This is a genomic window from Mixta calida (assembly GCF_002953215.1).
Taxonomy (GTDB): Bacteria; Pseudomonadota; Gammaproteobacteria; order Enterobacterales; family Enterobacteriaceae; genus Mixta; species Mixta calida.
This window is the reverse complement of the sequence record NZ_CP026378.1, coordinates 111,410-124,626: the sequence shown is the minus strand read 5'-3', so window position 1 is coordinate 124,626 and position 13,217 is coordinate 111,410. Positions and strand designations below refer to the sequence as shown.

Below are 13,217 nucleotides of genomic sequence, written 5' to 3'. Positions count from 1 at the left end.
CTGAGTTAATTCGCAAGTCCGGCCATCCCCTCATCCGTTTGAGGCGTTATTTTTAATTCAGATTTAATGGCGTCGATATTGCTGTTTTCCGTCATGCTCTGGATTAAATTATCGTCCCTGATAATCGCTTTCTCTTTATTCTGCGTTAATACCAGGATACTGATACGACGGTTAATGGGGCTGTCAGGCGCGGTATTTTCCAGCACCATGGAGTCGGCGGTGCCGATCACACGCAGGAATTTATTCGCCGTCAGGCCGGCGCTGATCAGCGCGCGGCGCGAGGCGTTGGCGCGGTCGGCGGAGAGTTCCCAGTTGCTGTAGCCCACATCGCCCTGCGCATAGGGGAGAGAATCGGTATGCCCCGTCAGGCTGATGCGGTTCGGCAGCTCGTTAAGTACCGGCACCAGCGCTTCGAAAATTGCCATCAGATAGCTTTCCAGCTCCTTGCTGCCCAGCTTAAACATGGGCCGATCCTGCGTATCGATAATCTGGATCAGCAGGCCGTTCTCCGTCAGCTGCAGCCGCAAGTTAGACTGGAAATTGCTGAGGCGGGGGTCGCTTTTAATCAGGCTTTCCAGCCGTTCGCGCGCCTTTTTCAGCCGTCTGATATCTTTATCGCTTTCACCGTCGCGCGGGCGCGAACGGTTGACTTCGCCCTCTTTCTTCACCAGATCGTCGCCGCCGCCGGGAATCACGCTGTCGCTCAGGCTGGACTGATTACCCTGCGACAGCGCCACCTTCAACGGCATCTGAAAATATTCGGCGATGCGATGCCGCTGCTGCGGCGAACTGTTGGCGATCAGCCACATCACCAGAAAAAACGCCATCATCGCCGTCATAAAGTCGGCGTAGGCGATTTTCCACGAGCCGCCATGATGGTCATGGCCATGCTTTTTACGCTTGCGGATGATGATGATGGGCTGTTTGTGCTTGCTCATGGCGCGCCTTCCGAGGCATTACTCCCTGATGATTTCACCTGACGCACATGCTCTTCCAGCTCAATAAAGGTGGGACGTTCGGTGGAGAAAAGAATCTTACGGCCAAATTCAATGGCGATCTGCGGCGCGTAGCCGTTCATGCTGGAGAGCAGCGTGATCTTAATACATTGAAGCATCTTAATTTTTTCACTGCTTTTCTGGCGCAGCAGCGCCGCCAGCGGCAGGATAAACCCATAGGCGAGCAGAATGCCGAGGAAGGTGCCCACCATCGCGTGGGCGATCAGTTCGCCCAGCTCCGCCGCGGGACGATCGGCCGCCGCCAGCGCATTGACCACGCCCATAACGGCGGCGACGATGCCGAACGCAGGAAAGGCGTCGCCGACGGAATTCAGGCTGCTGGCGGGCACGTCGAATTCATGCTCGCAGGTCTCGATCTCTTCATCCATCAGCGCTTCGACTTCATGCGTGCTCATATTGCCGCTGATCATCAGGCGCAGGTAATCAATAATAAAATTCATTAAATAAGCATCGGCCAACAAACGCGGGTAGGCGGAAAAAACCGAGCTGCTCTGAGGGTCTTCAATATCGTTTTCCAAAGACATCAATCCACTCTGCCTGGCTTTGGAAAGCAGTAAAAACATCAACGCCATCAGGTCCATATATAAGGCTTTGTTATATTGCGACCCTTTAAATAATATCGGAAAGGCTTTTAGCGTCGCGCTAATGGCTTTGCCATTGTTGCCGACAATAAAGGCGCCCACGCCTGCGCCGCCGATGATTAATAACTCAGTCGGCTGATACAGCGCGCCGAGATGACCGCCAGATAAAGCAAATCCGCCGAAAACAGTCGCAAATACAACCACATACCCTAAAATAACCAGCACGCGAACTCCTTAATTACTGACACGCCTGTTTGTTCATGTTTTTAATGATAAATAGCGTCGCAGGCGCTGACGTATCGTTTTTCGCAGATACGCCATTAACGATTTCAGTCCTTGTCATCATCAACGCTACAGCCTGATATAAACCCGTTATCCTGCAATGTCATAATTTTCACACTTTTTTGCCGCGCGTGAAGGCGGGCTGCAAAGGCTGCAGGTAAAGGGGTCTTTGGCATGTTCATGCGTGACGATAAAACCGCCGTGGCAGGCGATGCATTCCGTCCGTTCGATCATGCCGCAGTCAATAAAGCGCAGCAGCGTCCAGGCGCGGGTTAATCCCAGCACCGGTTTTTCATCGGGCTTAACCGGGCACTGCTCCAGGTATAAACGATAAGATTTTATTAATGCTTCAATAGGACGGCAGTTTTCGGTTTTTTTGATAAATAGATAAATATTGTAAAACATAGATGAGTGGATATTCTGCTCCCAGGACATAAACCATTCGGCAGAAAACGGCAGCATGCCTTTTGGCGGCGGGCAGCCTCGCAGTTCTTTATAAAGTCTTAATAATCTTCTGCGGCTTAAGCTAATTTCACTTTCCAGCACCTGCATTCTGGCGCCAAAGGAAATAAGCTCCATAGCCATTTGCACTTCTTTGATTTCATCGAGAATGCTTTTTTCACTCATGATCGTTAGTTCCATCATCAGGTTGGATGGTTTTGCTCAGAAAGTGAGTTGAGCAACTCCGTTGATAAGATAATGCCGGTATGGATCTGCTGCAGGGCATCAATGCGCGAGGCCTTGGTCAGACAGTCAATTACCGCTTTATCATCGACACGCAGACGGCATATAAGCTGGCTGGTTGACGCCATTTTGATAAGCTGAGGCAAAGACAGTTCGCTAATCGTATCCAGTACGCTGGCGTCTAATCCCAGACGGAAACCGGCGGCATATTTATCTTCCCGAATAAGTCTTTGCGCCAGCAGAAGATAAGTAAGATTAAGATTATGAATACATTGAAGCTGATCGTCTGAATCTGCTTTTTTCATATTTGCTATTCCACATTGATTTAAGTTAAAAAATCCTGCCTGTTATATTTCATTAACAAGCATCAGATAAGATCCAAACAATATGGAATGTCCATTTTTCTACACGCGTATACCTCAGGATTAATACTTTATCTACGCATGTGGTCAAGTCAGGCAAGGTAATACTAATAACTAGTAAGGCGTTAATATGAGGTGTTTTTGCCTTCCTTAACATCGGGAGCGCTATTTCTCGATGTTGGCATTTTCCAGACATTTCCTATTTGGAACTCGATTATCATATAACCAACGCTCTCTTTTCAAGATTTTTTTAGTCTATATTCGAAAGAGACAACAAACTCAATGGCAATCAACACGATAATGCCAATATACATTTTAAATAATGCAGGAAGATTCCGAGTTGAAGATAATAATTAACCTGTTTCTGACGATCGATACAATATTTTGTTTTTTAAATAACTTAAATGCTTATACTCTTTAACAAGTTAACTGGCCAGTTGCAAACGCGAGCGTAAACGCTTAATCGCCTGGCTGTGTAATTGGCTGACGCGAGTTTCCGTTATCCCCAATATTTGGCCGACTTCTTTCATGTTCAATTCTTGTTGATAATAGAGATTCAGTAATGTTTGCTCTCTTTCAGGCAGCGCTTTTATCTCATCGCTGATTTGACTCACCAGTCTTATCTTGGTGGCTTCATTAAGCGGATTGAGTTTTTCATGCTGCGCATCGGGCTGTTCAAACCGATCCGCCATCTCTTCCATTAATTCATCAAGGGAACAGATCTGGCTGACATTAGTGTCGGTCAACATCTGCTGGTACTCTTCCAGCGTAATGTTCATTTCCGCCGCGACGTCGGCCTCTTTTGCCGGTTGGCCAGTTCTCTGTTCAATACGCCGGATAACCGCCGCGATCTCTCGGGCATTGCTGCGAATGCGGCGCGGCACCCAGTCGCGTTCGCGAAGCTCATCAATCAGAGCCCAGCGAATACGCTGCGTAATATAGGTGCTGAAGACAATGCCCTTTTTCGGGTCATAATGATCGATGGCATTGAGAAGGGCGATAGCGCCAGCCTGCACCAAATCGTCAAGCTCTACGCTGCCGGGAAGTCTTACCTGAAGCCGTAAAGCTTCGTGCCGGACCAGATAAGCATATTTTTTCCATAGCGCATTTTTATCAACCATACCCTCAGGGGTATATAATCCATTCACAATGACATTATCCATCCTGTCATGAGTAATACTTTAATTATCTTTCATTGCCTCAACTAAACATAGCCCGATAAAGCCTTACGAATTTACTTAATTCAATTCATTACCATTACGGCAAAGGCTTCATCAGGCATATTAACTCTTTAGGAGTAAAGGAAAGCGTAAAATTAAAAACTTTCCCACGCTTCTTCTGATTTAAAATGATCCAGCTCAGTTTCTTTGCGATTTTTTTCCTTTAAATCGGGCACCGTTGTCAGGTGTTTATTTTCCAGCCAGGCATCGCCTTCCTCATCTTCCAGAATAATATGCGCTACCCTATTCCTTAACTGCTCCGCATGGGTTTCCATATTTTCCGCCACCGTCGCCGCCTGCTCAACCATTGCGGCATTCTGCTGGGTGACTAAATCCAGCTCATTGACCGCCTGAGCAATCTGGTTAATTCCGGTGCTTTGTTCATCCGACGCGGAGGCGATTTCGGACATAATATCCGTCACCTGCATAATAGACTGGATAATTTGCCGCATCGCCGTGCCCGCCTGATCGACGCCCTGCGAACCGTTATGCATATCCGTTACGCAGGTATCAATGAGCGTGTGGATCTCTTTTGCCGCGTCGGCGCTGCGTTTCGCCAGATTACGCACCTCACCAGCCACCACGGCGAAGCCGCGTCCCTGTTCGCCTGCGCGCGCCGCTTCGACAGCGGCGTTCAGCGCCAGGATGTTGGTCTGGTTGGCGATGCTGTTGATCACGTTGTTGATATCCGCAATCTGACGCGAGCTGTCGATAATCTTGCGCATAATTTCATCAAGGCTCGCCATGACCTCGCCGCCGTTACGGGCGTAGCCGCTGGCGCTCTCCGCCAGCTGACGGGCCGAATGGGCGTTATCCGCATTCTGGCGCACCGTAATTTTCAGTTCTTCCATGCTGGCGGCGGTCTGCTGCAATGCAGAAGCCTGCTGTTCGGTACGTGAGGAGAGGTCGCTATTGCCGTTGGCGATCTCCTGTGCCGAGGCGCTGATAGCACCGACGCCGGTGCGGATGCCGTAAACGGTTTGGGTAATCCACTGACGCAGTTTCTCCAGCTCGGCGAACATCTTGCCGATTTCATTATCCGCCCCGATCTCAATAACCCTGTCCAGCTTGCCTGACGCCATGACCTGAAATGTTTTCACCGTGCTGTCCAGACGCTGGAACAGTTCGCGCCTTAACCATAGACGTATCGCGATAACCATTATCAGCGATATGACGCCTGCGGCGATGGCCAGCGTGGTGAAACGGTAATGGTGCGCGTGCGCTTCATCTTCAAGATCGTTCACCAGGGCACCGAACCGCTCGCCGTAGCGCGTCAGATCGGCGTCGAAGGCGTCACGGGCAGTGGCGATCTGGTTCATATCGGCCAGCAGCAGATCCGGGTTGCCGATATGATCGAGACGCGCGCGGATAAGACCCAGCAGCGTATCGGCATGTTGCTTCAACGTTTGCAGATGCGACTCTTTATCGTCGTTTCCGGGCGTCTCTATCTTCCTCAGCCCTTCTTCCGCCCTGGCGACAGCGCGTTGCGCGTGAGCGATTGCCTCCTGATCCAGCGTCTGTCCCTGCCCGCTCAGAAACGTCAGCAGGTAAATCTGCTCCAGCGATCCGTTAATATCATGGACCGCCGTATTGAGTTGATTGAACTTTTCACTGGTTAAGGCGAGATGGTCGAAACGCTGATTAGACTGTAAGGCATTGTAATAGCCAAAACAGACCATAGTGATTAATAAAAAACCCAACGTAAAAAAAGTAGCATTAATGCCTGTGGCAATTTTTATATTTTTTAGCATAGATTATCCTTAATCTTTTGCCTTAATTTATATTTTATTATCAATAGATTACAACTTTTGTTCGATCGTTATCGCTCACTCTGCTTTAGTTTTCAGATAAATATTCGGTTATCTCACCATGTTGAAAAGCGATATTTTCTGCATTGACTGGAAGACCATAAATGAAGAATTCAGCGAGAATTCAGCCAATTTCTGCTCCGTCACGAGGGTGCTGAGATTATCCAATCCCGTACCCAGCGTATCTTCCAAACGGCTTACTATATCGATCTTATGTTTATCTGCGCTGAGGCCCAACGCTTCCAGCTGCTGAAGGCTGGTCCCGACGCCCGCCTGCACTTTGCCCAGGTTATCGATATTCTTTTTAATCGCGATATTACTCTGGTCCAGCGTTGCCTGTAGCGCTTCGCGGCTTTCATCATCGTTCGCCGGCTGTTTTAGCGCTTCGATCGCATTATCCAGCGCCTTGAAAAGGTCATGTTCCGTACCGGAAAGGAAGACGTCGCTGCCGGTATTGCTGACCTGCACCTCCGTGCTGTCCGCCACGCGCTGCACCATCGGGGTGTTGCCGCCAACGTAGTCGCCCTCTTTGGTAAAGGGCTCGCTGCCGGTGTTGTAGCCAGCAAAAATATAGCGGCCGTTGCTGTTGCGGCTGTTGGCTAAATCCAGCAGGTTATTGCGAATCCCCTCCAGCTCTTTTGCCAGCGCGGCGCGATCTTCGTTGCTATAGGCGCCGTTGCCTCCGGCGACGATCTTTTCCGACAGGTTTTTTGTGACCAGCGAAGCGATAGAGTTCAGAACGTTATCCTGCTGACCCAGCGCATCCTGCGCATACTGACGGGCCGTTTCATAGTGTTCAATTTTCGCCAGCGCATTCTGGTAGATCACCGCCTGCGAGGCGCCAGCCGGATCGTCCGAGGGCTTCAGCAGCGTCTGGTTGGCCGCCAGACGCGCAGAGATATCGTTAAATCTACCCAGGCTGGATGTCATGTTATTCATCTGGCGCTGATACATGTAAAGTGAGCTAAGCCGCATCTTCTTTTCCTTTCGCGTTATTCTTCACTGTCCTTTACGAACCGGGTTTGGCTTATTAACGGACGCTTAACAGCGTATCGAAAATAGTGATAGCCGTTTGCAGTACTTGCGCGTTGGCCTGGTAGTATTGCGTAAACATATTCATCTTAACGAACTCCTCGTTCGGATCGACGCCAGATACGCTTTGTTGCTGTAACTCCAGATTGTCATAGACGCTGGCGGCCGCCTTGCCATTACTTTTCAGCGTATTGACCGTAGAGCCGACGGAGCTTACCAGGCTGGCGTAAGCTTCCGTTAAGGTCGCTTTGCCGATCAGGGTTTCATCTTTAATCGCAATTAACTTTTTAACGTTTTCGTTATTGCTTTCTTCTTCGTGCTTATCAGAGCCGGAGGCAGCGATCTGGTCGCCATTTTTCAGCGCCACGTCAATGTTGTCCGCTACGCCGCCTGCTGAATTGAAAATAAAGCTGTCGCCCGCTTCAGGCTCGCCTTTTGGCTCGATCACGATGCCGTCGAAATGCAATTTGCCGTCGGCGTCAATTTCTGTTTTAACCGGTTGGCCGCTGCTATCGGTCACCACCCAGTCATTGGCGTTCGGTCCCTGATAAACCACGGTGTAATCCTGCACCTTTACCTGAGGGATCAGCGAATTGCCACCGGCGTCTTCATCAAAGCTGATATTCAGCGTCGCGTCGCCCTGGTTATTGCGGTTTACCAGCGCCACCGGATCGTTGATAGTGAAAATATCGCCGCCGGCTGCGCCGCTCTGATCGTAACCCGCTTTATTCACCTCGTTAAAGCGGTTAGCCATTTGCAGCGCCAGCTGATTCAGCTGATTGCGGGCGTCCACCAGATCTTCATTGCGGAATTTAAACAGGCCGGCCAGCTTGCCGGTGGTAATTTTATTTTCATCCAGCCTGATGGCGTTGCCTGCGGCATCAGTGTAAAAAACGTCGAACTTTGACGGATCGGCGGCGGACGGCGCGGTCTCAAACAGACAGGTTCTGTCGCCGTTCACCAGCGATATGCCGTTGGAGAGTGAAACGTTAACCTCCCCGGTGGCGCGATTCTCATCCACCTTGATGCCCACCAGTTCGCTGAGTTTGTTTAACAGCTGATCGCGCTGGTCGAGCAGATCGGCGGGCTGCCCGCCCGATTGCGCGCTGCTTTTATAGAGCGCGGCGTTAATGGTCGCCAGCTCTTTGGCGCAGGCGTTAATATCGTCAATGCTCTGCTTAATTTGAGTATTGGTGCTTTTTTCCAGGCCGTTGAGCGTGCGGGCGTTGGTGCGGAACTGAGAAGCGGTTGAGTTAAAAGCTGACATCGCTTCCCGGCGGGCCGCCATGCTGACCGGGTCGCTGCTGACTTTCTCCAGCGCACCGAAGATATTATTGAGCGAGCTGGAAAGGTTACTCGTTTTATCGCCCAGCATATTATCGATTTGCGCAATCTGCTCGTAGCGGCCAGACAGCGCGTTATATTCCGAGCTGGCGCTGCGCAGCTGATTATTAATAAACCCGTTATAGGCGCGCTGCACGCCATTGACCTGAACGCCATAACCGAAAAATCCATAGCTGGTATTTTTCCCGCCAGCCTGTCCCAGAACAATATTCTGCCGGCTATAGCCTGGGGTAGAGGCGTTATTCAGGTTGTTGCCTACTACATTTAAAGACGACTGTGCCGCGCTCAGGCCGCTTTGCGCCAGGTACATGAGATTCATAAATCACCCGCGTTCTTTCTGTGCGTAAATTCCGAGAAAATAAGTTTTTTATGGTGCTTTGATATATCTATCGGCGCGTAGAAAAATTACTAAAACCCACGCAATTAAAATAATGAAGTCAAATCGTTTTTATAGGCGCTCGCCGTTTTTTCAATATTTATTTTTATTTGTTGCATGATGCCGATCAATTTTTTGGCGTAGTTCGGATCGGTGGCGTAACCGCCCTGTTGCAGAGCATGGGCGGCCTGCTCTGGCGTTTTCGCCTGCATCACATTCTTATAACGCGAATGACGCGCCAGCAATGCGCTGTAATCCTGTAATGCTTCGGTATAGGAAGAGTAAACGCGGAACGCCGCTTTCACTTTGCGCGCTACGCCGTCGATATATTCGGTAGTGGTGATTTCCGTCGATTTCCCTTTCCAGTCCGGCGTCGCTTTAATGCCGAACAGGTTATAGCTTGGCTGCCCATTCTGCTGGCGGATTTCCCGGTTGCCCCAGCCCGACTCCAGCGCGGCCTGCGCCAGAATTAGCTGATGCGGGATACCGGTGCGACGGGAAACATCTACCGCCGGCGCCAGCAGGCGAGAGATAAAGCCGCCGCCCTGCGTATGAGCGTGCGAGGCCGACACGGGCGCGGGCGCGGCGACCGCCGGGCTCTGCTGGCGGCCCAGCGGCCGTTCGTAAGGCAGCTGCCGCGTCGACAGCGCGACCGGCGCGCTGCCAGCAACGTTGAGCGGCGTGCCGCCCAGCTGTTGCACCAGCTTATCGGCCAGCCCGGTCTGTCCCTGCGCCGCCAAATCTTGCGACAGCTGCTGATCGTACATGGCGGTAAACATTTCCGACTGCTGCGAGTTAAACAGTCCATCTTTAAAAGTGGCCGCGCGCATGCTTTTCAACATCATCTGAACGAACAGCCCTTCCATCTGCTGCGCGGCGGCGCGCAGGCCACGCTGCGGGTCCTGCTTCGCCACCTGTTTCAGGTTTTCCAGCGTACGCGCATCGAAGGCGGCGCCCGGATTCATTGACGGTGCTTTCATCAGTTCATTTCCAGCTTCGCGTTCAGGCAGCCGGCGCTTTTCATCGACTGCAAAATCGACATCAAATCGTTCGGCGTCGCGCCCAGGCTGTTCAGCGCCCTGATCACCGCGTTCAGATCGGCGCTGGTGTTGACGCGTTGCAGCGCGCCGCCCTGCTCGCGCAGTGAAATCTGCGTATCGGGCACCACCACCGTCTGCCCGCCCGCCAGCGGCGTATCAGGCTGGCTGACCTGATTGCTGCGCGAAATCTCTACTGAGAGATCGCCCTGCGCCACGGCGCAGGCATCCAGCGTAACGTGACGGTTGATCACCACCGAACCGGTGCGCGAGTTGACAATGACGCGCGCCTCCATCGGCCCGGTTTTGATGGAGATATTTTGGATATCGGCGAGAAAACGCACCTTTTCCGTGTTGCCGATCGGCGCGAACAGCTTGATCACGCGCGCGTTTTCCGCCATCGCCGTGCCGCCGCCGTAGCGTCGGTTGATTTCATCGCTGATGCGCTGGGCCAGGCTAAAGTCTTCCTGGTTCAGCTGAAGGCGCAGCAGATTTTCGTTGCCGAACTGCGTGGGCACTTCACGCTCAACCGTGGCGCCGCCGCTGATGCGCGCGCCGTTCAGCTGGTTGACCTGCACCCGACTGCCGCCGCTCTGCGCGCCCGCGCCCGATACCAGCAGGTTGCCCTGCGCCAGCGCGTAGATCTGATTATCCACGCCTTTGAGCGGCGTCATCAGCAGCGTGCCGCCGCGCAGGCTTTTGGCGTTGCCCATCGAGGAGACCACCACGTCGATTTTCTCGCCCGCGCGGGCAAAGGGCGGCAGCTCCGCCGTCACCATCACCGCCGCGACATTTTTTAGCTGCATATTGGTGCCGGTCGGCACCGTAATCCCCAGCTGAGACAGCATATTGCTCAGGCTTTGGGTGGTGAACGGCGTCTGCATGGTCTGATCGCCGGTGCCGTCCAGACCCACTACCAGCCCGTAGCCAAGCAGCGAGTTGCTGCGCACGCCCTGAATGGTAGTTAAATCCCGTATGCGTTCCGCATGGCTGTTCGGCGCCAGCAACACGGCCAGGCTGAGACAGGCATGCAGACAAAAGCGATAAAATGGCGTTCTCATAAATCAGCCTGTCAGAAAGGTGAAAGGTTAAGGAACAGGCGTTGCAGCCAGCCCATCTGCTGCGCTTCGTTGATATAGCCGCTGCCGACATATTCGATGCGCGCATCGGCTACCTGCGTAGAGATCACTGTGTTGCTGCCGCTGATGGTGCGCGGATTCACTACGCCGGAAAAACGGATAAATTCGGTGCCCTGATTAATCGCGATCTGTTTTTCGCCCACCACCAGCAGGTTGCCGTTTTCCAGCACCTGCTTCACGGTAACGGTGATGGTGCCGCTGAAGGCGTTCCTGGCCGCCGCGCCGCCTTTGCCCGTGAAGTCGTTTTCGCCTTCAATCGAAGTTGCGGCGCGATCGCCGCCGAACAGACCGCTCATAAAGCGCGGCATCGCATCGAAGCCCAGCCCCACCGATCCGCCTTTGGTGGCGTTGGCCGACGAGCTTTTGCTGGCGCTGACGTTTTCCTGTAACAGGATCGTCAGGGTATCGCCGATATTGCGCGGACGGCGATCTTCAAACAGCGGCTGATAGCCGTAGTTCATCGCCTGCCCGGTCTGAAATATCGATCCGTTGGCTTCATTCAGCTGAGGCGGCGTCGGGCTGGCGCTGGTGGCGCCCTGGACCAGCGGCTGATGTGGAATGCCGGCGCAGCCGGTCAGCAGCGCGCCGAGCATCGTCAGCGTCGCCAAACGGCCTGCGGAAGCCGCCAGGCGGCTCACGGGATGAGAAGCGACGCGGGAGAGGGTATTCGCGCCAGGCGGCGTAAAGGCGGACGGATTTATCATGATATTCACTACGGTAAGTACAGATGCGAGCGGGCGCGGCCTGACGGTCGCGCCCTGCTCCCGCTACGATCAGAGCTGCGCCAGTCGCTGTAGCATCTGATCGGAGGTGGATACGGCTTTGCTGTTGATCTCATAGGCGCGCTGCGTCTGGATCATATTCACCAGCTCCTCGGCCACGTTGACGTTGGAGGTCTCCACGTAGCCCTGTTTCAGCGTGCCCGCGCCGTTCAGCCCCGGCGTGGATTCATTCGGCGCGCCGGAAGACTGGGTTTCGCGGTAGAGGTTCTCACCGATGCTTTCCAGGCCGGAGTCGTTGATAAAGGTGGTCAGCGTCAGCTGTCCAACCTGCTGCGGCGCGGTCTGCCCGGCCAGCGTGACGCTGACCAGGCCATCGCTGCCGACGGTCAGCGAACCTGCATCCTGCGGCAGCGTAATCGCCGGCTGGATCGGGTAGCCGCTGGCGGTCACCAGCTGTCCGTTCTGATCGATCTGGAACGCGCCGTCACGGGTATAGGCCGTGGTGCCATCCGGCAGCAGCACCTGGAAAAAACCCTGGCCGCTGATGGCGACATCTTTCGCGTTATTGGTCTGCGTCAGACCGCCCTGGCCGTGAATGCGCTCCGTCGCCACCGGACGCACGCCGGTGCCGACCTGTAGCCCGGAGGGGATGGTGGTCTGTTCTGACGACTGCGCGCCCGGCTGACGCAGCGTTTGATACAGCAGATCTTCAAACACCGCGCGCTGACGCTTAAATCCGTTGGTGCTGACGTTCGCCAGGTTGTTGGTAATGACGTCCATATTGGTCTGTTGCGCTTCCAGACCGGTTTTGGCAATCCATAAGGCACGCATCATGGCAGGCTTCTCCTTGCCGGTTATTAACTTATGCTAAGCAGTTGGTTGGCGTTCTTGGCGTTATCGTCGACGGTGGAGATCACTTTCATTTGCATATCAAAGCCGCGCGCGGTGGCGATCATATCGACCATCGCCTTCACCGGGCTGACGTTGCTGCTTTCCAGCGCGCCGGGCATCAGCCTCAGTTCAGGATCGGCGGGCAGCACCGGATTCTCCTGCTGCGCGGGATCCACATGGAACAGGCCGTCGTCGCCGTTGCGCAGCATATACGGCTGCGCCGTAACCATTTTCAGCCGTCCGACCAGCGCCAGCGCGGTGGGCTCATCGCCTGCGCCCAGCGCAGTAATGGAACCGTCCGGCGCGATGGTCACCTGCGCCTGCGGCGGAATGGCGATCGGACCGCCGTCGCCCATCAACGGATAGCCTCTGACGCGCAGTAGCCCTTCGCTGTCGACTTCAATATTGCCGTCGCGCGTATAGGCTTCGCCGCCGTCCGGCAACTGCACCGCCAGCCAGCCGTTCTGCGGCATCGCCACATCCAGGCTGCGGTCGGTCTGGTTGATAGCGCCCATGGTGTAGTCGTTGTAGGGCGTTGATTCAGTAACCAGCACACGCGTGGCGTCGGTGGGGCCGTTGACCGGCACCGCGCGGTATGCGGTAAGCTGGGCGCGAAAGCCGTTGGTGGAGACGTTCGCCAGGTTATTCGCCGTGACCGCCTGACGGTTAAGCGCGGCGTTCGCCGCGCCCATAGCGGTATATATTGCGCGATCCATACCTTAT

13 protein-coding genes are annotated in these 13,217 nt (G+C 53.8%); all 13 read right to left on the bottom strand.

Annotated features, from left to right (window positions below; genetic code table 11):
- Window positions 1–5 precede the first annotated feature (5 nt).
- The 13 genes from motB to C2E16_RS00520 all read right to left on the bottom strand — a co-directional run bounded on the left by motB (window position 6) and on the right by C2E16_RS00520 (window position 13,210).
- Window positions 6–938: a flagellar motor protein MotB gene (gene motB, locus C2E16_RS00580; protein ID WP_084971168.1), complete on the bottom strand. Its 933-nt coding sequence runs from the start codon at window positions 936–938 to the stop codon at window positions 6–8.
- Window positions 935–1,822 (bottom strand): flagellar motor stator protein MotA, encoded by an 888-nt coding sequence (motA, locus tag C2E16_RS00575; RefSeq protein WP_084971170.1) that lies wholly within the window; start codon window positions 1,820–1,822, stop codon window positions 935–937. Before motA ends, motB begins: the two co-directional genes overlap by 4 nt.
- Window positions 1,823–1,969: 147 nt before the next feature.
- The gene (gene flhC / locus C2E16_RS00570) at window positions 1,970–2,506 is read right to left on the bottom strand and encodes a flagellar transcriptional regulator FlhC (protein WP_084971172.1); all 537 of its coding nucleotides are present in this window, start codon (window positions 2,504–2,506) and stop codon (window positions 1,970–1,972) included.
- Between the two features lie 17 nt (window positions 2,507–2,523).
- On the bottom strand, window positions 2,524–2,868 hold the full coding sequence (flhD, locus tag C2E16_RS00565) for a flagellar transcriptional regulator FlhD (protein ID WP_084971174.1): 345 nt from the start codon (window positions 2,866–2,868) through the stop codon (window positions 2,524–2,526).
- A 482-nt stretch (window positions 2,869–3,350) separates the two neighbouring features.
- Entirely contained in the window at window positions 3,351–4,073 is a 723-nt protein-coding gene (locus tag C2E16_RS00560; protein ID WP_084971183.1) for an RNA polymerase sigma factor FliA, read from the bottom strand.
- A 167-nt stretch (window positions 4,074–4,240) separates the two neighbouring features.
- Window positions 4,241–5,896 carry a methyl-accepting chemotaxis protein gene (locus C2E16_RS21285; protein ID WP_084971176.1) on the bottom strand — a complete coding sequence of 552 codons (1,656 nt, stop codon included), beginning with the start codon at window positions 5,894–5,896 and terminating at the stop codon, window positions 4,241–4,243.
- Between the two features lie 108 nt (window positions 5,897–6,004).
- Window positions 6,005–6,928, bottom strand: coding sequence for a flagellar hook-associated protein FlgL (flgL, locus tag C2E16_RS00550; protein ID WP_084971177.1), 924 nt, complete (start codon window positions 6,926–6,928; stop codon window positions 6,005–6,007).
- Between the two features lie 55 nt (window positions 6,929–6,983).
- Window positions 6,984–8,648, bottom strand: coding sequence for a flagellar hook-associated protein FlgK (flgK, locus tag C2E16_RS00545; protein ID WP_084971179.1), 1,665 nt, complete (start codon window positions 8,646–8,648; stop codon window positions 6,984–6,986).
- A 104-nt stretch (window positions 8,649–8,752) separates the two neighbouring features.
- Window positions 8,753–9,685, bottom strand: a complete 933-nt coding sequence (gene flgJ, locus C2E16_RS00540) for a flagellar assembly peptidoglycan hydrolase FlgJ (protein WP_104951384.1) — start codon at window positions 9,683–9,685, stop codon at window positions 8,753–8,755.
- Window positions 9,685–10,803, bottom strand: a complete 1,119-nt coding sequence (locus C2E16_RS00535) for a flagellar basal body P-ring protein FlgI (RefSeq protein WP_084971285.1) — start codon at window positions 10,801–10,803, stop codon at window positions 9,685–9,687. Before C2E16_RS00535 ends, flgJ begins: the two co-directional genes overlap by 1 nt.
- A gap of 11 nt (window positions 10,804–10,814) precedes the next feature.
- Complete coding sequence (locus tag C2E16_RS00530; protein WP_244555343.1) at window positions 10,815–11,474, bottom strand: flagellar basal body L-ring protein FlgH; 660 nt, start codon at window positions 11,472–11,474, stop codon at window positions 10,815–10,817.
- A gap of 180 nt (window positions 11,475–11,654) precedes the next feature.
- The gene (gene flgG, locus C2E16_RS00525; RefSeq protein WP_084971287.1) at window positions 11,655–12,437 is read right to left on the bottom strand and encodes a flagellar basal-body rod protein FlgG; all 783 of its coding nucleotides are present in this window, start codon (window positions 12,435–12,437) and stop codon (window positions 11,655–11,657) included.
- A gap of 23 nt (window positions 12,438–12,460) precedes the next feature.
- On the bottom strand, window positions 12,461–13,210 hold the full coding sequence (locus C2E16_RS00520) for a flagellar basal body rod protein FlgF (protein WP_038629404.1): 750 nt from the start codon (window positions 13,208–13,210) through the stop codon (window positions 12,461–12,463).
- Between the last annotated feature and the right edge of the window lie 7 nt (window positions 13,211–13,217).

What these genes read in the sequence shown, in the direction of transcription:
- C2E16_RS00520 (WP_038629404.1), bottom strand. Translation starts at nt 13,210, where the DNA reads ATGGATCGCGCAATATATACCGCTATGGGCGCGGCGAACGCCGCGCTT.
- C2E16_RS00535 (WP_084971285.1), bottom strand. Translation starts at nt 10,803, where the DNA reads ATGAGAACGCCATTTTATCGCTTTTGTCTGCATGCCTGTCTCAGCCTG.
- flgL (WP_084971177.1), bottom strand. Translation starts at nt 6,928, where the DNA reads ATGCGGCTTAGCTCACTTTACATGTATCAGCGCCAGATGAATAACATG.
- flgG (WP_084971287.1), bottom strand. Translation starts at nt 12,437, where the DNA reads ATGATGCGTGCCTTATGGATTGCCAAAACCGGTCTGGAAGCGCAACAG.
- C2E16_RS21285 (WP_084971176.1), bottom strand. Translation starts at nt 5,896, where the DNA reads ATGCTAAAAAATATAAAAATTGCCACAGGCATTAATGCTACTTTTTTT.
- flgK (WP_084971179.1), bottom strand. Translation starts at nt 8,648, where the DNA reads ATGAATCTCATGTACCTGGCGCAAAGCGGCCTGAGCGCGGCACAGTCG.
- flhD (WP_084971174.1), bottom strand. Translation starts at nt 2,868, where the DNA reads ATGAAAAAAGCAGATTCAGACGATCAGCTTCAATGTATTCATAATCTT.
- flgJ (WP_104951384.1), bottom strand. Translation starts at nt 9,685, where the DNA reads ATGAAAGCACCGTCAATGAATCCGGGCGCCGCCTTCGATGCGCGTACG.
- C2E16_RS00530 (WP_244555343.1), bottom strand. Translation starts at nt 11,474, where the DNA reads ATGCTCGGCGCGCTGCTGACCGGCTGCGCCGGCATTCCACATCAGCCG.
- flhC (WP_084971172.1), bottom strand. Translation starts at nt 2,506, where the DNA reads ATGAGTGAAAAAAGCATTCTCGATGAAATCAAAGAAGTGCAAATGGCT.
- motB (WP_084971168.1), bottom strand. Translation starts at nt 938, where the DNA reads ATGAGCAAGCACAAACAGCCCATCATCATCATCCGCAAGCGTAAAAAG.